This window comes from Stenotrophomonas sp. RIT309 (genome assembly GCF_000632045.1).
Lineage (GTDB): Bacteria > Pseudomonadota > Gammaproteobacteria > Xanthomonadales > Xanthomonadaceae > Stenotrophomonas > Stenotrophomonas indicatrix.
Genome location: NZ_JFYS01000043.1, coordinates 25,885 through 46,584 on the forward strand (window position 1 = coordinate 25,885; position 20,700 = coordinate 46,584).

Annotated in this window: 15 protein-coding genes; 5 read left to right on the forward strand and 10 right to left on the reverse strand. The window is 67.8% G+C overall.

Annotation, left to right across the window (positions count from 1 at the left end):
- The first annotated feature begins 92 nt into the window (after nt 1–92).
- The 3 genes from BW38_RS01700 (at nt 93) to BW38_RS01690 (ending at nt 6,843) form a co-directional block, all read left to right on the forward strand.
- Nucleotides 93–482 (forward strand): I78 family peptidase inhibitor, encoded by a 390-nt coding sequence (locus BW38_RS01700; protein ID WP_025876043.1) that lies wholly within the window; start codon nt 93–95, stop codon nt 480–482.
- 357 nt (nt 483–839) lie between these two features.
- Nucleotides 840–5,294 carry a glutamate synthase large subunit gene (gltB, locus tag BW38_RS01695; protein WP_025876046.1) on the forward strand — a complete coding sequence of 1,485 codons (4,455 nt, stop codon included), beginning with the start codon at nt 840–842 and terminating at the stop codon, nt 5,292–5,294.
- 103 nt (nt 5,295–5,397) lie between these two features.
- Nucleotides 5,398–6,843 carry an FAD-dependent oxidoreductase gene (locus BW38_RS01690; protein ID WP_025876048.1) on the forward strand — a complete coding sequence of 482 codons (1,446 nt, stop codon included), beginning with the start codon at nt 5,398–5,400 and terminating at the stop codon, nt 6,841–6,843.
- On the opposite strand, the gene BW38_RS01685 is transcribed toward BW38_RS01690, so the two are convergent.
- Entirely contained in the window at nt 6,829–9,261 is a 2,433-nt protein-coding gene (locus tag BW38_RS01685; RefSeq protein ID WP_152543342.1) for a response regulator, read from the reverse strand. The genes BW38_RS01690 and BW38_RS01685 overlap by 15 nt on opposite strands.
- A gap of 154 nt (nt 9,262–9,415) precedes the next feature.
- Between BW38_RS01685 and BW38_RS01680 the strand changes: the two genes are divergently transcribed.
- Nucleotides 9,416–10,285, forward strand: a complete 870-nt coding sequence (locus BW38_RS01680) for a methylglyoxal synthase (RefSeq protein ID WP_032978409.1) — start codon at nt 9,416–9,418, stop codon at nt 10,283–10,285.
- 363 nt (nt 10,286–10,648) lie between these two features.
- On the opposite strand, the gene BW38_RS01675 is transcribed toward BW38_RS01680, so the two are convergent.
- From BW38_RS01675 to ttcA, 3 genes are read right to left on the reverse strand one after another with little or no spacing between them, the layout of a single operon-like run.
- The gene (locus BW38_RS01675; protein WP_025875417.1) at nt 10,649–11,428 is read right to left on the reverse strand and encodes a SprT family zinc-dependent metalloprotease; all 780 of its coding nucleotides are present in this window, start codon (nt 11,426–11,428) and stop codon (nt 10,649–10,651) included.
- A gap of 59 nt (nt 11,429–11,487) precedes the next feature.
- Entirely contained in the window at nt 11,488–12,393 is a 906-nt protein-coding gene (locus BW38_RS01670) for a recombination-associated protein RdgC (protein WP_025875418.1), read from the reverse strand.
- Nucleotides 12,394–12,429: 36 nt separating this feature from the next.
- The gene (gene ttcA / locus BW38_RS01665; protein WP_032978410.1) at nt 12,430–13,326 is read right to left on the reverse strand and encodes a tRNA 2-thiocytidine(32) synthetase TtcA; all 897 of its coding nucleotides are present in this window, start codon (nt 13,324–13,326) and stop codon (nt 12,430–12,432) included.
- 90 nt (nt 13,327–13,416) lie between these two features.
- Between ttcA and BW38_RS01660 the strand changes: the two genes are divergently transcribed.
- On the forward strand, nt 13,417–13,620 hold the full coding sequence (locus BW38_RS01660) for a YdcH family protein (protein WP_032978412.1): 204 nt from the start codon (nt 13,417–13,419) through the stop codon (nt 13,618–13,620).
- Nucleotides 13,621–13,729: 109 nt separating this feature from the next.
- Here BW38_RS01660 and BW38_RS01655 read toward each other — a convergent pair whose 3' ends face one another.
- From BW38_RS01655 to BW38_RS01630, 6 genes are all read right to left on the reverse strand, one after another.
- Nucleotides 13,730–14,080: a hypothetical protein gene (locus BW38_RS01655; protein WP_032978415.1), complete on the reverse strand. Its 351-nt coding sequence runs from the start codon at nt 14,078–14,080 to the stop codon at nt 13,730–13,732.
- The gene (gene plsB, locus BW38_RS01650) at nt 14,077–16,713 is read right to left on the reverse strand and encodes a glycerol-3-phosphate 1-O-acyltransferase PlsB (protein WP_025875424.1); all 2,637 of its coding nucleotides are present in this window, start codon (nt 16,711–16,713) and stop codon (nt 14,077–14,079) included. The genes BW38_RS01655 and plsB overlap by 4 nt, the downstream gene beginning before the upstream one ends.
- Complete coding sequence (locus BW38_RS01645) at nt 16,713–17,666, reverse strand: hypothetical protein (RefSeq protein ID WP_025875426.1); 954 nt, start codon at nt 17,664–17,666, stop codon at nt 16,713–16,715. The genes plsB and BW38_RS01645 overlap by 1 nt, the downstream gene beginning before the upstream one ends.
- Nucleotides 17,667–17,982: 316 nt before the next feature.
- Nucleotides 17,983–18,807 (reverse strand): serine protease, encoded by an 825-nt coding sequence (locus BW38_RS01640; RefSeq protein WP_032978418.1) that lies wholly within the window; start codon nt 18,805–18,807, stop codon nt 17,983–17,985.
- A 219-nt stretch (nt 18,808–19,026) separates the two neighbouring features.
- On the reverse strand, nt 19,027–19,752 hold the full coding sequence (pyrF, locus tag BW38_RS01635; RefSeq protein ID WP_025875430.1) for an orotidine-5'-phosphate decarboxylase: 726 nt from the start codon (nt 19,750–19,752) through the stop codon (nt 19,027–19,029).
- The gene (locus BW38_RS01630; RefSeq protein ID WP_025875432.1) at nt 19,749–20,669 is read right to left on the reverse strand and encodes a 5'-nucleotidase, lipoprotein e(P4) family; all 921 of its coding nucleotides are present in this window, start codon (nt 20,667–20,669) and stop codon (nt 19,749–19,751) included. Before BW38_RS01630 ends, pyrF begins: the two co-directional genes overlap by 4 nt.
- Between the last annotated feature and the right edge of the window lie 31 nt (nt 20,670–20,700).

Consider the following 20,700-nt stretch of genomic DNA (forward strand, 5'->3'; position numbering starts at 1 on the left):
GCGTGGCCACGTCAATAACGCAAGACAAACACGTGAGGGCGGGTTCGCCGCTATGCTCGGCCTTTCACCGTCCCTTCCATTCCGGAGTCATGATGTCGTTCCCGATCCGCGCCCGTTCCCTCTCCGCCCTGCTGCTGCCGGCCGTGCTGGCCCTGACCGCCTGCCAGGCGCCGTCGCTGGATGAGCAGGATTCGGCCACCGCCCACGCACAGCAGGCCGCCGAGGCCGCCAAGGCGCCGGCCGACGAAGCCGGCAAGGCCACCGAAGCACCGCCGGTCGGCAACTGCGATGCCAGCCAGGTGCAGAGCCTGGTCGGCCAGCCCTACACCGAAGCGCTCGGCAAGCAGGCCCAGGAAGATGCCGCGGCCAAGCAGCTGCGCGTGCTGCACCCCAATGACGTCACCACGATGGAGTTCCTGGGCGACCGCCTGAACATCGAAGTGGACGCAAAGGACGTGGTAAGCGGCGTCCGCTGCGGCTGAGGAACCCCGCGCCGGCAAGCGTCTGCCGGCGCTTTGGTTGCGCCTGCAACCGTGTATTGCGGCGTTGCAGCAACCTGTGATCTAGTCGAGGCATCCGGTGGCCTCATGATGCGCTCCAGGAAGAGCACGGCGTGTGCGTCAGGGTGAGTGTGAAGACACTTGGCGTGCGGCCAGACAAGGCGCGCGCCGCCGCGCAGGCGAGTGCCTGCGCAAGGTGAGCAACGCCGTACGGGCGTGCGCCAAGCGGCTTCCCGACGGGCTGCGCCATGCGCGGCACACTCCACCATGACGTACAGGGCGTGCTCTACAGAGCGGGCAGGAGTGTCCCCGTTCATTTCAATCTGCATCGAGGTAGAGATGGCCCCCCGCAACCGCCAAGGGCTTTACGACCCGCGCTCCGAGCGCGATGCCTGTGGATTTGGCATGGTCGCCCAGCTCGACGACCAGCCTTCGCGCCTGCTGGTGGATACCGCCATCGCTGCGCTCTCGCGCATGACCCACCGTGGTGGTGTCGCCGCCGATGGGCTCACCGGCGATGGCTGTGGCCTGCTGCTGCGCCGCCCCGATGCCTTCCTGAAACTGCTGGCCAGTGAAGCCGGCATCGCCGTCGGCGCGCGCTTCACTGCGGGCCTGGTGTTCCTGCCGCACGATGCCGACGCCGCACAGGCCTGCCGCACACAGCTGCAGCAGCAGATCGAGGCCGTGGGCTGCAAGGTGGCCGGCTGGCGCGAGGTACCGACCGACGACAGCGTCTGCGGACAACTGGCACGCGACACCCTGCCGCGCATCGAGCAGGTGTTCGTCGATGCCGGCGTCGGCCAGGATGACGCCGGCTTCGGCCTGGCCCTGTTCCTGGCCCGCCGCCGCAGCGAACAGCAGCTGCGCGCGCACGCCGACTACTACGTCACCACGCTCAGCCCCAACGCCATCAGCTATAAGGGTATGGTGCTGCCGGACAAGCTCAGCCGCTTCTTCCCGGACCTGCAGCGGCGCGAACTGGCCTCCAGCGCCATCGTGTTCCACCAGCGCTTCTCCACCAATACGCTGCCGCGCTGGCCGCTGGCGCACCCGTTCCGGATGCTCGCCCACAACGGCGAGATCAACACCATCGAAGGCAACCGGCGCTGGGCACAGGCGCGCAGCAAGGTGTGGAAGACGCCCCGTTTCGACATCGGCGAGTTCGACCCGGTCATCTCCATGCACGGCTCCGATTCGCAGAGCCTGGACAACATGCTGGAACTGATGGTGTCCGCCGGCATGGAGCTGATCCAGGCCCTGCGCATCCTGGTGCCGCCGGCAACGCAGTCGCTGGAATTCAAGGACCCGGACCTGGCTGCGTTCTACGAGTTCCACGGCCTCAACAGCGAACCGTGGGACGGCCCGGCCGGCATCGTCGCCTGCGACAGCCGCTACGCGGTATGCACCCTCGACCGCAATGGCCTGCGCCCGGCGCGCTGGATGCTGACCGCCGATCGTCACTTCCTGGTCGCCTCCGAAGCAGGCGTCTGGGAAGTACCGACCGAGCGCGTGGTGCGCAAGGGCAAGCTCGGCCCGGGCGAGATGATCGCCATCGACCTCAAGCGCGGTGACCTGCTCGATTCGGAGGCCATCGACCGCATCAACCGCGGCCGTGCACCGTACAAGCAGTGGCTGCAGCAGGGCGTCACCTACCTGCAGACCGAACTGATCGACCCGTCGCTGGTGGAAGAGCCGTTCGACGAAAGCACCCTGCGCAGCTACCACAAGCTGTACCAGCTAAGCAGCGAGGAAGTGGAACAGGTGCTGCGGCCGCTGGCCGAGACCGAGCAGGAAGCCACCGGCTCGATGGGCGATGACACGCCGATGGCCGTGCTCAGCCAGCGCAGCCGTCCGCTGTACGACTATTTCCGCCAGGCCTTCGCGCAGGTCACCAACCCACCGATCGACCCGCTGCGCGAAGACTGCGCGATGTCCCTGTCCACCCAGCTCGGCAAGGAGACCAACATCTTCCATGCCGGCCCGGAGACGGTGAACCACGTCATCCTCAACTCGCCGGTGCTGAGCCAGCGCAAGCTGCGCCAGCTGCTGAAGATGGACCAGTACGTGCAGGCCAACCGCCTGCTCGACCTGTCCTACAGCGAAGAGGAGGGCCTGCGTGCGGGCATCGAACGCATCTGCGTCGAGGCCGAACAGGCTGCGCGCGACGGCATGGTGATGCTGCTGCTGTCCGACCGCTACCCGGTGGCCGGGCGGCCGATGGTGCATGCGCTGCTGGCCACCAGCGCCATCCACCACCACCTGTCACGGCTGGGCCTGCGCTGCGACGTCAACCTGATCGTCGAGACCGGCACCGCGCGCGACGCGCACCACATGGCCTGCCTGCTCGGCTTCGGTGCCACGGCGGTGTATCCGTACCTGGCCTACCAGACCCTGTTCGACCTCGGCCGACGCGGCATCCTCAAGCTCAGCAAGGGCGGTGAGCAGTCGCAGATCGGCCGCCGCTACCGCAAGGGCATCTACAAGGGCCTGTCCAAGATCATCTCGAAGATGGGCATCTGTACCGTGGCCAGCTACCGCGGTGCGCAGCTGTTCGAGATCATCGGCCTGGAGCCGGAGGTCGTGGACCTGTGCTTTCCCGATACCGCGTCGCGCATCGGTGGCGCCGGCTTCGCGCGCCTGGATGCCGACGCGCGCGAACTGTGCGCGCAGGCCTGGGACGCCCAGCAGGGCGTGGATGTCGGCGGCCTGCTGAAGTACGTGCACGGCGGCGAGTACCACATGTACAACCCGGACGTGGTGACCACCCTGCAGCGCGCAGCGCGCAGCGGTGACCCGCGTGCGTGGCAGCAGTACTGCGATGCCGTGCATGCGCGCCCGCCGTCGGCGCTGCGCGATCTGCTGCAGCTGGTGCCGGCGGCGACGCCGACACCGCTGGACGAAGTGGCACCCGCCAGCGATCTGTTCCCGCGTTTCGATACCGCCGCGATCAGCCTCGGTGCGCTCTCTCCCGAGGCGCATGAAGCGCTGGCCATTGCGATGAACCGCCTCGGCGGCCGCAGCAATTCCGGCGAAGGTGGCGAAGACCCGGCGCGCTATGGCACCGACAAGCGCAGCAAGATCAAGCAGGTGGCCTCAGGCCGCTTCGGCGTCACCGCCGAATACCTGGTCAACGCCGAAGTGCTGCAGATCAAGGTTGCGCAGGGCGCCAAGCCCGGCGAAGGCGGCCAGCTGCCCGGGCACAAGGTCAATGAACTGATCGCACGCCTGCGCTATGCCAGGCCGGGCATCGGCCTGATCTCGCCGCCGCCGCACCACGACATCTACTCCATCGAAGACCTGGCGCAGCTGATCTACGACCTCAAGCAGGTCAACCCGACCGCGCTGGTGTCGGTGAAGCTGGTCAGCCATGCCGGCGTCGGCACGATCGCGGCGGGCGTGGTCAAGGCCGGTGCTGACCTGATCACCATTTCCGGCCATGACGGCGGTACCGGTGCTTCGCCGGTCAGCTCGATCCGCTACGCCGGCGTGCCGTGGGAACTGGGCATCGCCGAGGCGCACCAGGCGCTGGTGGCCAACGACCTGCGTGGGCGCACCCTGCTGCAGACCGATGGCGGCCTGAAGACCGGCCTGGATGTGGTCAAGGCAGCGCTGCTGGGCGCGGACAGCTTCGGCTTCGGCACCGCGCCGATGATCGTGCTGGGCTGCAAGTACCTGCGCATCTGCCACCTCAACAACTGCGCCACCGGCGTGGCCACCCAGGACGAACGCCTGCGCGAGAACCACTTCACCGGCCAGCCCGAGCGCGTGGAGAACTTCTTCCGCCTGCTGGCCGAGGAAGTACGCGGCTGGCTGTCGGTGCTGGGCGCACGTTCGCTGCAGGAAATCGTCGGCCGCACCGACCTGCTGCGCCAGCTTGAGGTCTCGCCGCGCGAGGACGTGCGCGTGGACCTGTCGCGGCTGCTGGCCGACGCCAGTTACCCGGGCAGCCACTGCGCCGCACAGCGCCTGTATGAATCTCCCGACAGCCTGGCCACGCAGATGGACGGCCTGCTGGCCGAGGCCATCGAACACAAGCGCGGTGGCGAGCATCGCTTCCTGATCCACAACACCGACCGCAGCATCGGCACCCGCCTGGCCGGCGCCGTGGCGCGCGCGCACGGCAACCAGGGCATGGCCGAATCGCCGCTGGAACTGCGCTTCCGTGGCAGCGCCGGGCAGAGCTTCGGCGCCTTCAACGTCGGCGGCCTGCACCTGGAAGTGGAGGGTGAAGCCAACGACTACGTCGGCAAGGGCATGGCCGGTGGCCGCCTGGTGGTGCGTCCGCCGCGTGGCGCACGCTTCGAGGCACGCAGCACCGCCATCATCGGCAACACCTGCCTGTATGGCGCAACCGGTGGCGAGCTGTTCGCCGCTGGCCGTGCCGGTGAACGATTCGCCGTGCGCAACTCCGGCGCACTGGCGGTAGTGGAAGGCGCAGGCGATCACTGCTGCGAGTACATGACCGACGGCGTGGTGCTGGTGCTGGGCAAGGTCGGCCTGAACTTCGGTGCCGGCTTCACCGGTGGCCTGGCCTACGTGCTGGACGTGGACCGCGATTTCGTCGACCGCTACAACCACGAGCTGATCGACATCCATCGCGTCTCCGCCGAAGGGTTCGAGAACTACCGCCAGCATCTGCACCGCCTGATCGGCCGTCATCGCGAATTGACCGGCAGCATATGGGCGCAGCAGATCATGGACGAGTTCCGCGATTACATCGGCAAGTTCTGGCTGGTCAAACCCAAGGCCGCCAGCATCGAGTCGCTGACCGAAACCCTGCGCCGCGCGGCGTGACACACCGCACGTGACGGATGCGCCGCATGCACTGGGCGCACCGGCTTCCCCACCGCTGTAGTGCCGGCCGCTGGCCGGCATCCGGAAATCCACAGAGTCCGCCATGAGCCGCAAGCACGCCTTCCAGTTCCTCGACCTGCCCCGGACCATGCCGCAGCGCATCCCGGTTGAACTGCGCACCTCCGGCGACTGGGGTGAGCTGTACGGAAAGTTCGGCAAGGAAGATGCGCAGTACCAGGCCGGCCGCTGCCTGGACTGCGGCAACCCGTACTGCAGCTGGAAGTGCCCGGTGCACAACGCCATTCCGCAATGGCTGCAGCTGGTGCAGGAGAACCGCATCCATGAAGCGGCCACGCTGTGCCACAGCACCAACCCGCTGCCGGAAGTGTGTGGCCGGGTATGCCCGCAGGATCGCCTGTGCGAAGGCAGCTGCACGCTGGAAGAGTTTGGTGCGGTCACCATCGGCGCGGTGGAGAAGTACATCGTCGATACCGCGCTGGCCACCGGCTGGCGGCCGGACATGACGGCGGTGCAGCCCACCGGCCACACGGTGGCGGTGATCGGTGCCGGCCCCGCGGGGCTGGCCTGTGCCGACCGCCTGGCGCATGCCGGCATCACCGCGGTGGTCTACGACCGTTACGAACAGGTCGGTGGCCTGCTGCAGTTCGGCATCCCCAGTTTCAAGCTGGACAAGGACGTGATCCGTCGTCGTCGCGACGTGCTTGAAGGCATGGGCGTGCAGTTCCGCCTCGGCGTGGAGATCGGCCGCGACATCAGCCTGCAGCAGCTGCTGGACACACATGATGCGGTGTTCGTCGGTACCGGCGCCTACCGCTACACCGATGGTGGCCTCGACGGCCAGGACCTGAAGGGCGTCCTGCCGGCATTGCCGTTCCTGGTGCAGAACAGCCGCATCGTCGGCGGCGATGATCCGCAGGGTCGGCCGATCGCCGGCTGGGAAGACCAGATCGCCCTGCCCGACCTCAACGGCAAGCGCGTGGTGGTCCTCGGCGGTGGCGACACTGGCATGGACTGCGTGCGCAGCGCGGTGCGACTGGGCGCGGCCAAGGTCACCTGTGCCTACCGCCGCGACGAAGCCAACATGCCGGGCAGCGCGCGCGAAGTGGCCAACGCGCGCGAGGAAGGCGTGCGCTTCCTGTTCAACCGCCAGCCGCTGTCGATCGAAGCCGGCGCCGATGACGAAGTGATCGGCGTCACCGTCATCGAGACGCGCCTGGGCGAACCCGATGCCAACGGCCGCCAGAACGCGGTGCAGATCGAGGGCAGCGAGTCGCTGCTGGAAGCGGACGTGGTGATCATCGCGTTCGGTTTCTCGCCCAGCGTGCCGTCGTGGCTGGCCGAGCATGGCGTGGAGGGCCAGGCCAACGGCCGCATCCTCGCCGGAGGCAAGGGCAAGCTGCCCTTCCAGACCGCACATCCCCGTCTGTTCGCAGGTGGTGACGCAGTGCGCGGTGCCGACCTGGTGGTGACCGCCGTGGCCGAAGGTCGCGACGCCGCCGCCAGCATCGCCCGGCTACTGGCGCACTGACAGATCGAGCGGCATCAGCACTGCGGCCAGGGTGGCATGCAGTGCCTGGCGGTCGACCGGCTTGGCGATGAAATGATCGATGCCAGCGTCGAGGCAGGCCTGACGGGTACTGTCGAGCACGCTGGCGGTCAACGCGATGATCGGCACCCTTGCCGCGTCGGCACGGCAATCGGCGCGGATCGCGCGGGCCAGGGCAAAGCCGTCCATGCCCGGCATGTGGCAGTCGGTGATGACCAGCGCGAACCGTTGCGTCTGCCACGCCTGCCAGGCCTGCTCGCCATTGGCTGCGGCATGCACCTGCAGGCCCAGATCCCGCAGCTGTCGCACCAGCAGCTGCAGGTTGGTGGGATGGTCTTCGGCAACCAGTACCCGTACCGGCGGCAATTCGTGCAGGCCAGCCGCATCATCACGATGCTCCACCGATGGCGCCTCGCAGGCCGGCAGGTACAGGTCCAGCCACACCGTGGTGCCCACGCCCGGCGTACTGCACAGGTGCAGTTGCCCGCCCATCGATGCCGCCAGGTCCCGGCAGATCGCCAGGCCCAGGCCGCTGCCACCGAAGCGCCGGGTGGTGGAGGCGTCGGCCTGGGTAAATGCTGCAAATACCGCCCGCTGGCGCTCCCGGCTGATGCCCACGCCGGTATCGCTCACCTGCAGCCGCAGCTGCTGGCCACGCTCGCGCTGCTGCAGCACCCGCACCTGCAGGTCCACCCCACCGTGCAGGGTGAATTTCAGCGCATTGCCCGCCAGGTTGAACAGGATCTGGCGCAGGCGCAGCGCATCGGCCAACGATCCACGCTGCAGCGCAGGATCCACCTCGCAGCGCAGATGCAGCCCTTTGCTTGCTGCCACCGGCACCAGCAGGCGCTGCACTGCACGAAGCAGCCCGGCGAGGTCGGTGGGCAGGCACTGCGGTGGCTGTGGGCCGGACTGCAGGCGTTGGCTGTGCAGGACGTCATCAAGGATCTGCCGCAGCATCTGCGCGGCATCATCGATGGTCGCCAGTACCTGGCGCTGGCGCGCATCCAGCGCGCCGCCGCCGAAGCGCTCCAGCATTCCCAGCATGGTGCTCATCGGCGTGCGGATCTCGTGGCTCATGGTGGCCAGGAAATGGCTCTTGGCGGCAGCATCCTGCTCAGCATCACGCCGGGCATCGTTCAGTGCCTGCGTACGTGCGCGCGCCTCGGTGACATCCATCCAGTATCCGCTCCAGTCCACGCCGCTGTCGCTGCAGTCAATCGGGCGCCCGTGCGAACGTACCCAGCGCCAGCCGTTGGGGCCGCGCGTGCGGAAGGTGATGTCGATGGGCCCACGCACCAGCGCGGCGGCATCAACGCAGGCCAGCACCGAGCGGCGGTCCTGCGGATGGACTGCTGCCAGCAGGCTTCCATGGTCGACCCGCGCGGTATCTACGCTGATCCCGAACAGGGCATGCACATCGCCGGCAATGTGGGGAACGCTGTACTCGCCGGTGCTGCTGCGCCGCGCCTGGTACACCACCGCCGGCAGGTTGGCGGTGACTTCCTGCAGCCGCTGCTCCAGCGCCTGCCTGCGCAGGCCTTCGCGGTGCAGCCGCCAGTAGCCGAATGCATGCACCAGGCCCATTGTCAGCAGCATCAGCAGCACTGCGATCAAGCCGCGCAGGGGCGACACCGGCGGCACGTGGCCGCGGCGAGGGGATGTCGAGACCCAATGGGCCCGCAATGCCTCGCGCTGTTCCTCCGTCATGCCCGCCTGCAGTTGGTTGAAGCGATCCACCAGGTGCGCGCACGCCGGCAGCGCCGCCAATACCAGTGCGTCGCTGAAGCCGGCCGGCGCCGCCACGTCCAGCGCGCCGCCAGGCTGATCGCGCAGCGCCGCTTCCACTTCCACCAGGTTGCCCACCACTGCATCGATCTGGCCGCTGATCAGCAGCTGCAGCGCCTTGTCCAATGCCGCCACCTGCAGCAGCGGCACATGCGCGCCCGACTCCTCCAGCACCCTGGCAAGCGGCACGGTGTCGAGGCTGGCCACGCCGCGACCGTGAAGTCCGTCCAGGCCGTGGATCGGCAGCGCGTCGGGGCGTCGCACGATCACCTGCGGCACCTGCAGGTAGGGCACGCTGGCCACCCAGCCTTTCGGCGTCTGCGCGCGCGGCCAGCCGAGCACGGCGTGGGTCCCTGCAGGCAGCGCGGCAGCGGCCAGCGTCGTCGCCGCGACCGGTGTGGCACGCAGCGTGGGCACCTGTTCCTGCAGCAGCGCCAGATAGGCGGCCACCAGCCCCTGTGGCGTGTCGTCCTGACTGGACGACAACGGCGCACGGTCAGCGGGATAGGCAAGCAGGATGGGGCCTTCGCACTGTCCGGCCCAGGCCGGCGCCGACAACAGCGACAGGGCGGCGATGCGGGCCAAAGGGCCAGCGACATTCACGGTGGACATCCTCATGTCGCAGGCAGGGGCATGGCCGCATCGCGGTGCGGCCTCCTGCCACGCTAGCGACGCCCCTGCCAGCAACAATGAGGAAATTTGTAAAACCCTCCGAAACCGCCAATAGCGACATACACTGCCGCTTCTACCGATCCCGGAGCTTTCGATGCGCATCGGCCTGGCCGCCAACCGTCTCCATCACCACGACGCGCGCGCGGCACTGTTCCGCTGGCTGCGCGCCAGCGAACCCGGGCTGCGCGAACTGGGCATGACACTGTGTGCGGTCGGCCGCACCCACGACGCGATCCAGCGCAACGGCTTCCTTGCCGGTTACGACGGCCTGCAGCGCTATCCCTACGGTCGCGACGGCGGCTTGATGAAACTGGTGGCCGAAGTGGTGGGCATGGGCGCCGAGCGTACGCTGGACGGTGCGATCTATCTGATGGATCCAGTCGACCCTTCCTCGGTATTCCCCGAGGCGACCGCGCTCAAGCGCCAGTGCGTGATCCACGGCAAGCCTTTCATTTCCACCGTGGCCACCGCCCGCGACTGGATCGAGGTGGAGCGCATCCATGCTGGCCTGGCTGCCGATACAGGCGCCAACGACCTGCATGCATTCGAAGGGCAGACGCTGGCGTTGATCGCGCACGATGCGATGAAGCCGGCGATGCTGGCGTTCGCCGATGAACACTTCGACGTACTGGCGCGCTTCGGCGAACGCGTCGCCACCGGCACCACCGGCCAGCGCTTGAACGAGCTGGCCTGGAGCCGCGGCTGGCCAGCGGATGCGGCGTGGGTGACGCGCTACCAGAGCGGGCCGATGGGCGGCGATGCGCAGATTGCCGACCGCGTGCTGGAAGGCCGTTGCCAGCGCGCGATCTTTTTCGAGGATCCGCACGTGGCGCGCCAGCACGAAGCGGACATCCAGCTGCTGGAGCGGGCGGTGACCACGGTGACCGATCAGGCGGTGTGCATCACTGCGCCGCGCGTGGCGGCGCGGTGGGCGGAGGCGGCGGCCCTGCGCGCGGGTCGATGAGGTTTGCGGCCAACGGCTGAGCCGCTCGTGGTGGCCGTTCAGATCAAAAGCCGTGCTTGGCCGGGCGGGGTGGATTGCGCAGGGGTCGCTGCAAGTACGTCCATGTAAGCTCGGTCGCCGCATCCATGCGGCTCACGCCCCTGCGCAACCCACCCCGCCCGGCCACGGATGGTTTCCGTGCTGACCACGGAAGAGAAAAGGAAGAGCAGGAGCAAAGCGGGTCGCGCGCTGTGCGCGCTTCAGTAGAGCCGATTTTGCTCGACTGCGCCGCCGGCTCTATGGAGTGGAGCCCCTTCTGTTGAAGGGGCGCGCCGAAGGCGGGGGTAGAGGAGGAATGCGTGGGCAACTGCTGTAGCGCAGGCGCTACAGCAGTTGCCGGAGCATCGCTTTCAGGCGTCGCCCTTCCAGCTGGAAATAGTCGCGCTGCTCGCGCCAGTCGGGGAAGCGTTGTTCCACTTCGTGCCAGAACGCGGGCGAGTGGTTGGCCTGGATCAGGTGGCAGAGTTCGTGCACCAGCACGTACTCGAAGGCGGCGGGACGGCCCAGTACCAGTGCCAGGTCCAGCGCCATGCTGCCGTCGGGGGCCAGCGAGCCCCATTGCGAGGACATCACCTTCAACCGCAGGCGGCTGGGCGCGCGCGGCAGGCCGGGCAGGTACTTCGGCAACCAGCGGCCGACATCGGCGCGGGTCTGTGCTTCATAGAATTCGCGCAGCAGGCGGCGCAGGGTCGCATCGCCGCCACGGCTCGGCCACTGCACACAGGCACCGTGTTCGTCGATTTCCAGCCGTGCGTAGCGGCCTTCCTGCCAGCGCAGCGGCAACAACTCGCCGCGCAGCGGCAGCACCCCTTCAACGCCGGGCTGCAACGCGGCGGGCAGACCATGCCCCTGGTAGTGGCGCAGCTGCAGCCCCAGCCATTCGCGATGCAGTTCGAGGAAGCGCTCGCCCATCACCAGGCTGGCACGCGGCGGCAACGTCAGTCGTGCGCCGCGCTCATCGACGCTGAGCTTGATCCGGCGCGCGCGTGGATCACGCACGCGCAGTATCTCGATCTCGACATCCTCCAGGCGCAGGCGAACGGTATCGCGCTGCACGGTGGCGGGTGGGACCGGCGAGATCAGGCGGCGCAGCAGACGGCTCATGGTCCCAGCATAGCGCCGTGCGAGGCCGCCGGATGACCGGCGGCCGACGGCCTGCCTGTTCAGTCAGCCTTGCTGAGCTTGAAGGCTTCTTCAAGCAGCAGGAACAGGCGACGGATCTCCGCACTCTGCAGGGCGAAGCGGGCGTCGAACTCGGCACGGCGGCCGTCTTCGTCGGCATGTTCCAGCTGGTCCAGCGCGCCGTCCAGGAACTTCAGCTTGCGCACGATCAGGTCGTCGCCCAGCACGAAGGACAGGTTGTCCTCGAACACCAGGGCCAGCTTGGTGACCTGCTTGCCGGCATCCAGGTGCTTGTCGATCTCGTCGCAGCGCAGTTCCTGATGCTGGCACTTGACCACCGCGCCGCCTTCCACCGGGTCCTTCATCTCGCACTCCTCGCCCAGGCTGAAGCCGGTGGGCAGGGGCTCGCCGGCGATCCAGCCGGTCAGGATCGAACGCGGCGCGACTTCGGCGTTCAGCGGCATCGCCGGGAAGCTGCCAAGCAGGCCGCGGATGTCGGACATGAAGTATTCGCCGGTCTTGCGGCTGGAGGTGTCCACCGCCACATAGCCGTGCAGCTGGTCGATGAAGGCATCGTTGCGCGAGGACTTCACGAAGGCGCGCGGCAGCAGTTCATGCAGCAGGTCGTCCTTCATGCGCTTGCGCTCGCGGCCACCGGGGCGGCGGCCTTCCTTCTCTTCGATCTCCTCCAGCTTGCGCTCGAGCAGGTCGTTGACCACCGCGCCCGGCAGGATCTTGTCCTCGCCACCGACGGTCAGCCACAGGTGTTCGGCAATGCGGTGCGAGAGCACTTCCTTCTCTTCGCGGCCGAATGGCGAGATGAAACCACGCGAGTTCATTTCCAGTGCGCCCACCGGCTTGAGCAGGGCGTGCGGCAGCAGGGTATCGACTTCGGAAAAATCAGTGGCAGTCGGGAAGCGGAAGAACGTCAGGTTGCGAAAGAACATGGAATTCCGGTGTCTGAAGAAGAAGGGCGCCCGACCTTAAACGGCAGGCGTCTCGGGAACTGCGTCGGCCGGCCAGGCATCGGCATGCGCCGCATCGCCACGGCGGCCCAGGGACATGAAATCGAACAGGGCGGCATCGGCCAGCTGCGCAGGTCGCACGTCGGCCATTGCACGTGCAATCTGTTCAATGCGCCCCGGATGGTCCTGGTCCCACTGCTTGAGCATCAGGCCGACCTGCCGACGCTGCAGGTTTTCCTGGCTGCCACACAGGGTGCAGGGAATGATCGGGAAACGGCGCGCCTGCGCGTACTGCGCGATGTCGTGCTCGCGCACGTACGCCAGCGGGCGGATCACCACGTGCTGGCCATCGTCGCTGAGCAGCTTCGGTGGCATGGCGGCCAGCTTGGCGTGGTGGAACAGGTTCAGGAAGAACGTGGCCACCACATCATCGCAATGGTGGCCCAGTGCGATCTTGCTGAAGCCATGCGCCTTGGCGTGGTTGTACAGGGCGCCACGGCGCAGGCGCGAGCACAGCGAACACATCGTGCGGCCTTCCGGGATGACCCGGCTGACCACTGAATACGTGTCCTGCTCGATGATCTGGTACGGCACGCCCAGCCCGGCCAGGTACTCCGGCAGGACGTGCGCGGGGAAACCCGGCTGTTTCTGGTCCAGGTTCACCGCCACCAGTTCGAACGGCACCGGCGCCTTTTTCTGCAGCTGCAGCAGCAGGTCCAGCAGGGTGTAGCTGTCCTTGCCGCCGGACAGGCAGACCATGACCTTGTCGCCCGCTTCGATCATGCCGAAGTCGGCGATGGCCTGGCCGACCTGGCGGCGCAGGCGCTTGCCCAGCTTGTCCGCCCCGAGCCCGTCCACGCGCGGATCGCGCGGAACGCGCTGCGGGGGATCGGGCAGGGAGATCACGGCGGACATGGCGCCATTCTACCGGCTTGTGGCAGCCCGGACCCGGGGTCGGGATTCCCCTCTCCCGGCAGTCATCGTCGCTGTGTATGCTCGGAGACCGTGGACACCTACAACCCCGCCGAAATCGTCGAACACCTCGTCGCCCTGCGCGCCGAGCACCGGTCGCTGGATGAACAGATCGCGCGCATGGCCGCCAACGGCGAAGATGAGCTGGAGTTCAAGCGCCTGAAGCGGCGCAAGCTGCAGCTGAAGGACTGCATCACCAAGCTGGAAAGCCTGCAGATTCCGGACGAACCGGCGTAACCGGTGGCCCATCCACGCATGGCGTGGATCTACTGGCCTACGCCGCCCCGAACGCCGATGGCACAGCGGCAGCCTATGGATCCACGCCATGCGTGGATGGGGCCCTGCATCAACGCGGCAGCGCCAGCTCCGCACTCCAGGCCGCCTCACCGTCCACGGTCAGGTCGCAGCGGCGCACGTTGTCGGCACCGGAACAGCGCAGACCCAGCGGGTGCCCGTACCAGTCACCGGCAAGACCCTGGCGAGCGGCGGATTCATCACCGCTGATGCGCACCTCGCCGGCCAACCACAAGCGGTAGCGCACCGGTTGCCCGGCCTCGATACACAGGCGCACCGGCGCATCGGCCAGGCGCCCGGGCAGGTTGTCGTCCACGCAGGCTTCTGCAGCCTGCGCCGAAGTAGCCGCAAGGCCTCCGGCCGCGATCAACGCGGCCAGGCCCGACAGGCGCCGCAGGTTCAATCCTGCGGTGCCGGTTCGTCCGGGCGCGCCGCTTCCGGGCTGACCCGTTCGATGGTGTGGCGCAGTTCGCGGCCGAGGATGAACTTGGCATCCTTGGCCCAGGCGTCCAGGCGCTCGTCGAACAGCAGCTTGCTGTTCTCGTCCGGCCACACCAGGCGCAGCTCGCGCAGCTTCTGGATGAAGCCGCGGAACAGCGACTTGTCGAAGAACTCCGGCGCGGCCGGTGCATAGAGCAGGCTCAGGCGCTGTGCGGCCTGCTGGCACAGGCTTTCCAGCTCGGCGGCGCCGAGCGTGCCCGGGCCGTTCTTCACCAGCACCGAAATGGCGATGTAGTAGCGCTCGAATGCCTGCTGCAGCGAGTGACCGATCGCGCGCAGGCGGAACACTTCGTCGGTCTGCCCGGTGTTGCGGGCAAGGATGCCGCCGTCGTCTTCGTTGACGTTCTGCAGCAGGCCCTCACGCACGAACACGTCGATGGTCTGGTCGATGCGCTGGGCGAACTCGTCCTCGGTCCACGGCAGGAACAGTTCGGCCTGCAGGAACGGGTACACCGTGCGGCCCAGCTGCACCAGGCCGGTGCGGCTCATGCGGCGGTTGTTCTGGAAGCAGCAGGCCACCCACGACGATGCGGTGAACAGGTGCACCACGTTGTTGCGGAAGTAGCTCAGCAACACCGCGGTATCACCGCTGACGCTGAGCACGTCGCCCAGCGGGTGCTTGATGCGGGTGAGGACGTTGATTTCTTCGGCGTGGGCGATGATCCGCTCCGGCGAGTGCGGGGTCACCGTCACCCGGCCCGAATACGGCATCTCCACCAGCAGGGTCTTGCACAGCTCGATCTGCGCGATCAGGTCGGCCTCGCCCATCGCATGCTTGGGCGTGGACAGCAGCGCCAGCGCCAGCAGGTTGATCGGATTGACGTCGGCCGCGCCGTTGATGCGCACCTGGATGCGCTCGGCCAGGGTATCGACGGTGGTCGACAGCCACGAGGGCTTCTCGTCCTCGGACACCGCCTCGCCACCCCACTCCGGAGCCTTCTCGGCCAGCACATCGTTCAGCGCGATGGGTTCGCCGAAGTTCACCACCACCTGGCCGTAGTTCTGCTTGAGCACCTTGGGGATGCCCCACAGCAGCTGCCAGATCGATTCCTTCTCCTTGGGCCGCCCGGACAGTTCATCCAGGTAGCTGCCGCCTTCCATCAGCTTCTCGTAGCCGATGTAGATGGGCTGGAACAGCACCGGCTTGCGCGGCTGGCGCAGGAACGCGCGCAGGGTCATCGAGATCATGCCGCCCTTGGGCTGCAGCAACCGGCCGGTACGCGAGCGCCCGCCCTCGACGAAGTACTCGATGGAATAGCCACCGGCGACCAGCTGCGCCACGTACTCGCTCAGCACCGCCGAATACAGCGCGTTGCCGCGGATCGAGCGACGGATGAAGAACGCACCGCCCTTGCGCAGCAGGGTGCCCACCACCGGCAGGTTCAGGTTGATGCCGGCCACGATGTGCGGCGGCACGATGCCGCGGTCGTACAGCAGGTAGGACAGCAGCAGGTAGTCCATGTGGCTGCGGTGGCTGGGCACGTAGACCACTTCGTGGCCCGGCGCTGCGGCCTTGAACTTGTCCAGGTGGTGCACCAGCACGCCGGCGTAGATGCGGTTCCACACATGGCTGAGCATGAAGCTGGCCGAGCGCACCACCGGGCTGGAATAGTCCGCGGCGATTTCCCAGGCGTAGGCGTGCGCCTTCTTCCAGGCATCGCTGGTTTTGCTGTTGTCGCGCTTGGCCTGCGAGGCGATCGCCTCGCGCACCGTCTCGGCGGCCAGCACCTGGTCCACCAGCAGGCGCCGGGTCGACAGGTCAGGACCGATCACCGACTCGCGGATGCGGCGGAAATGGGTACGCAGCACGCGCTGCAGCTTGCGCACCGTACGCTCGGGCTCCAGGCCCTCGTCGACCGTGCTGCGCAGCGAGATCGGCGGTGCGAAGCGGACGATGGTGTTGCGGCCGTTCAGCAGCAGGCCGAGCAGGCGGCGGAAGCGGCCGACCAGCGCCCAGTTTTCCGAGAACAGCACGGCGAACCAGCCGCTCTGCTTGTCCGGGGCGCGGCCGACGAAGATCGACACCGGCACCAAGTGCACATCCAGGTCGTCGCGCACGCGATGGGCCTGCAGGACCTTGGCCAGCGAATCGGAATGGGTCTTGGCGCCGCGCTGCTCGGGAATCAGCGAGTTGCTCGAACTGCGCCGCGACAGGGCCAGGTAGGCGCGCTTGCGGCCGGTGGGGTCACCGGCCAACGGTACCAGCGGCGAGGGCAGGCCAGCCTGGCGGCAGGCCTTGTCCAGGATCAGCGCGTTGGACAGGCCGTAGTCTTCCAGCACGTACATGACCGGGCGGCCATCGTTGTACTGGCCCGGGTCTTCCGGCTCGATCTTCAGCGACAGCCAGGGTTCCACCAGGCGCCCGAGCAGGCGCGCCCACAGCGGGCGGCGGCCGGCAGGACGCGCGTGCACAGGCGTCGCCGCCGGCGGCGTGCCGGCGTCGGTCGAGGGGGACGCCGGCGCCGTGTCGGCGGGCGTCGGCTGGGATTCTTCGCCGGGGAACGGCAGCGGGTTCTGTTTCGACATCGACGTCATTATGGCTTAGCCGATGGCGTTGCCGCTTCCCCATCGGTTGTCGGGGCGGGCACAGGGTCCGGAGCGGCGGCGGCGCGCGCCGCATCGGCCTGCCGCAACAGGGCATCGGTATCGGCCAGGGTACGGGTCAGGTACCAGTGACCCTCGCGCCGGCTCAGCGGCACCTGCACGGTCATCGCGCGGCCGGCGAGCTCGTACTGCAGGCGCACCAGGGCATTGTCGCCCTCCACCGACAGCAGCTCACCGCGCACGCTGCGCAGCGCCTCGTCCACACCCAGGCCATAGCTGGCCAGCACCGCCTTCAGCGTGTGGATGAACGGCGCCAGCTGCTGCAGGCTGCCTTCCATGCCTGCGGCCTGCAGACCGGCATCGTCCTGGAAACCCACCTGGGCGGCGGCGCCGACGAGGGCGGCGATGCTGCTGCGGGCTCTGGCGCGGTCGCTGATCGGGGCATCCTGCGCCCAGGCGGCCAGGGTCTGCACCAGCTGGATGTAGTGCGCCTGCTGGCCGGGCGTATAGCCCTTCTGGTGCCGCAGGTACTGCACACCGAAGTTACCCATCGACTGCGCGGCCTGGCGCACGGCACGGGCCTGGCCGGCCAGCTGGCGATCGAAACTGCGCTGCAGCTGCACGCTGGCGCCGGGCTCACGCAGCGCCGCCAGCATCGGCAGCAGCTGGTCGCCCAGCGGCAGTCCGGTCAGCGGCCACTGGCTGTGGCCGTCGGCCCAGGCCTGCTGCAGGCGCTGGTACTGGCTGGGGGGCACCGACAGCTTTGCATAGCCGACCAGGTCGTCCTCGGCCAGCCGTTGCGCCATCGCCTGTACCGCAGCGACAGGTTCAGCCGGCGCGGCGGCCGGATCACTGCCGGATTCACGGCACGCGGCGATGGCCAGCAGCAGCATGGCCGCCAGCCCCCATCCCCGCGCAGACCTTCCTCGCATTACCACGCTCATGCAATCGGACTCCCCGGACCGGTCCGCATCTTGCGGCCTGCGACGTGACAGCGGCAAGCCGGGGCGTCACGGTTTCTGCCATGGCGCGCACTGCGCGGTGGATCCACGCCCCGCGCCGATGGGCCCTTGCCGCACCCGGCGGATAAAAAAAGAGCCCGGACCACAGGGATCGCAGGCTCTTCAAACCGGCGCAAGGCCGGTGGACAGTGTTGTGGCGCATGTCCGGCCCGAAGACCGGATGGCGGCGATCCTACGCTGCCCGCAAAGTTAACGCAACACATGATGAAATGTCATTCAACCCATTGATTTTACTGGATCAATCGCGTTGCCAGACTGCTTCAATGAAATCTACGGCATGTTTTTCGGCGATTCGGGCATAAACGCCGGGGTAGCCGGCCAACGCGCAGCCTTCGCCCCAGCTGACAACACCGAACTGGGTCCAGCCCTCGCGCAGGCGCAGCAGCAGCGGACCACCGGAGTCACCCTGGCAGCTGTCGATCCCTTCGCGGCCGGCGCAGATGACCTTGCCGCGTGCGAGCTCGCCTCCGTAGGCCTGCTGGCATTCGGCGAAGGGCACGAACGGGGTCTGCACCGTCTGCAGCTGGGTGGGATAGAGCCGTTCTTCACTGATGTCGGTGTCGCCCCAGCCGATCACCGTGAACTCCCGGCCTGGCTTGAGATAGCTGGCATCGGGCCGCAACCGCAGCGTGACCGGCTGCGCATCGGCCAACGGTGCGCTGAGCTGGATCAGGGCAACATCATGTTCCAGCGTGTTGCCGCTGTTGAACGCCGGGTGCACGTGGATGGCCTTGACGTTGGATGCATGCGCGGACGGTTCGGTGGACAGCCTGGTGACATTGCCCAGTACCGCGATCGAGGCGGGCGAATTGCCCTGCACGCAGTGCGCGGCGGTCAGCACCCAGGACGGTGAGATGAGCGTGCCGCCGCAGAAGTGCCGGGTGTGGTCGGTGTCGCCGTAGGAGATGCCCTGCAGGCTGACCATGAACGGGTAGTCGCCCGGCTTGGCATCCTCGCCGCCGATGATGCGCGGTGCTTCGCGGGGTTGGGGTGCAGCCGTGGCGGGAAAGACGATGGCCGCCGCCAACAGGCCGCCGAACAACAAAGAGGTGCTGCGATACATATCCGTGTATTCCTCTGTCGATGGTTGGTACCGGCACGGCCGCGGTCCGTGCTGGTGCATCGATTGATAGAGGGCGCTCCACGCTTACAGCGCGATGCGGCGCACAGTTTTCCCGGCTGGGGTCGGGTGCGTCAGGGCAACAGGCACAAATGCGAACGCCATCCCGCATTCGACGGGATGGCGTTCGTGGTGCCGGCGTGACCGCCGTCGGGGCGGGGCTCAGCGCGCGGCCAAAGCCGTCGCGATTTCCTGCTGGATCGCCCGTGCTGCAGCCTGCGGATCGGACGCATGGCGGATCGGACGACCGACCACGATGGCATCGGCACCATCGGCAAACGCCTGCGCCACACCCACCGTGCGCTTCTGGTCATCGCCGACCGGGCCACCGGGGCGGATGCCCGGGCAGACGATCGAGAAACCGGCGCCGGTCGCGGCGCGGATCGGGCCGGCTTCCTGGCCAGAGGCGATCACGCCGTCGATGCCAGCGGCCTGTGCGGCCAGCGCGCGTTCGACCACGACCTCCACCGGCTCGCGGTCGATGCCCATCTGCGCCAGGTCCGGGCGGCCCATCGAGGTCAGCACGGTCACCGCCAGCAGGCGCATGTCGCCGCTGTTGGCGGCCGCGCAGGCCTCCATCATCGCCGGGTGCCAGCCGTGGATGGTCGCGTAGCTGACCGGCCACTGCGCCAGGCGCTTGATCACTGCCGCGGCGGTGGCCGGGATGTCGAAGAACTTCAGGTCGACGAACACGCGCTTGTCGCGGCGTGCCAATTCGTCCAGCACCTGGAAGTACTCACCGGAGGCGAGCAGTTCCATGCCGATCTTGTAGAACGCCACGCTGTCGCCAAGGCGGTCGACCCACGCCAGCGCCTGCACACGGTCAGGCACGTCCAGCGCGAAGATCAGGCGTTCGTCGTCACGCAGCGGCAGCGGGGCGCGGCTCACGGCGCGTAGTCCAGCGCGGCACGCTTGGCGTCATGACGGGCCTGCCGCGACTGCGCGTAATCGTTGTTGAACTGCGCCGGCTCGAAGCCGCCGTAGGTCGGGTTCGGCAGCATCCACCAGCGCTCGCCGAACCAGTCGTGATACTGCTGCAGCAGCGCGTCGCGGCCATCGTTGGTGTTGGCGGTCACTTCCACGAAGTCACCCAGCTGGTCGCCGAACTGCATCAGCACGCGGTACTTCTGCCCGGCCAGGCGGCGGCGGCAGTTCTTCTCGCTGCCGGCCTGCTCGCACCCTTCAACCACGGTGCCCAGACCGAGGAACACGCTGTCATCGGCCACCGGCAGGCCCTGCTCGCGCAGGTTGGCCAGGGTCGCGTCCTTCAGGTGCACGGCGCGGTTGGAGATGTACAGCAGGGTCACGCCCTTGGCATTGGCAGCCTTGGCGAAATCGACCACGCCAGGAATGGCCTTGGCCTTCTTTTCGGCCACCCACTGGTCCCAGCTGAGTTCGTCGTATTCCTTGCCGTCACGCACCAGACGCGCCTGGTAAGGCGAGTTGTCCAGCACGGTCTCATCCACGTCCAGCACCACGGCCGGCTTCAGGCCCTTGGCCTCGTTGCCGCGCTCTTCCGGTACCAGCGCGTCCCAGTGGGCTTCCTTCAGCGCAACGTCCAGATGGTCGGCGGCGGCGCGGTAGGTCTGCTCGGTGATCGCCCTGTATTCCTGCGCGCGCTGCATCCACAGCACGGCATTGAGGTTGTCGTTGGCGGTCGCGTCGAGCGCGCCGTCGGCCTTGGCGGCGGCGGCCGGGGCTTGCGGGGTGGCGGCTTCGGCAGGCGCTTCCACGCGCTTGCAGGCGGACAGGCCCAGCACCGCGGTGGCGAGCAGGGTCAGGGACAGGGAAACGGGACGACGCATGGATTCACCGGCAATCAGATATACCGGCCCA

Coding starts and splice junctions, on each gene's coding strand:
- BW38_RS01700 (WP_025876043.1), top strand. CDS start 93: ATGTCGTTCCCGATCCGCGCCCGTTCCCTCTCCGCCCTGCTGCTGCCG.
- gltB (WP_025876046.1), top strand. CDS start 840: ATGGCCCCCCGCAACCGCCAAGGGCTTTACGACCCGCGCTCCGAGCGC.
- BW38_RS01690 (WP_025876048.1), top strand. CDS start 5,398: ATGAGCCGCAAGCACGCCTTCCAGTTCCTCGACCTGCCCCGGACCATG.
- BW38_RS01685 (WP_152543342.1), bottom strand. CDS start 9,261: ATGTCCACCGTGAATGTCGCTGGCCCTTTGGCCCGCATCGCCGCCCTG.
- BW38_RS01680 (WP_032978409.1), top strand. CDS start 9,416: ATGCGCATCGGCCTGGCCGCCAACCGTCTCCATCACCACGACGCGCGC.
- BW38_RS01675 (WP_025875417.1), bottom strand. CDS start 11,428: ATGAGCCGTCTGCTGCGCCGCCTGATCTCGCCGGTCCCACCCGCCACC.
- BW38_RS01670 (WP_025875418.1), bottom strand. CDS start 12,393: ATGTTCTTTCGCAACCTGACGTTCTTCCGCTTCCCGACTGCCACTGAT.
- ttcA (WP_032978410.1), bottom strand. CDS start 13,326: ATGTCCGCCGTGATCTCCCTGCCCGATCCCCCGCAGCGCGTTCCGCGC.
- plsB (WP_025875424.1), bottom strand. CDS start 16,713: ATGACGTCGATGTCGAAACAGAACCCGCTGCCGTTCCCCGGCGAAGAA.
- BW38_RS01645 (WP_025875426.1), bottom strand. CDS start 17,666: ATGAGCGTGGTAATGCGAGGAAGGTCTGCGCGGGGATGGGGGCTGGCG.
- BW38_RS01640 (WP_032978418.1), bottom strand. CDS start 18,807: ATGTATCGCAGCACCTCTTTGTTGTTCGGCGGCCTGTTGGCGGCGGCC.
- BW38_RS01630 (WP_025875432.1), bottom strand. CDS start 20,669: ATGCGTCGTCCCGTTTCCCTGTCCCTGACCCTGCTCGCCACCGCGGTG.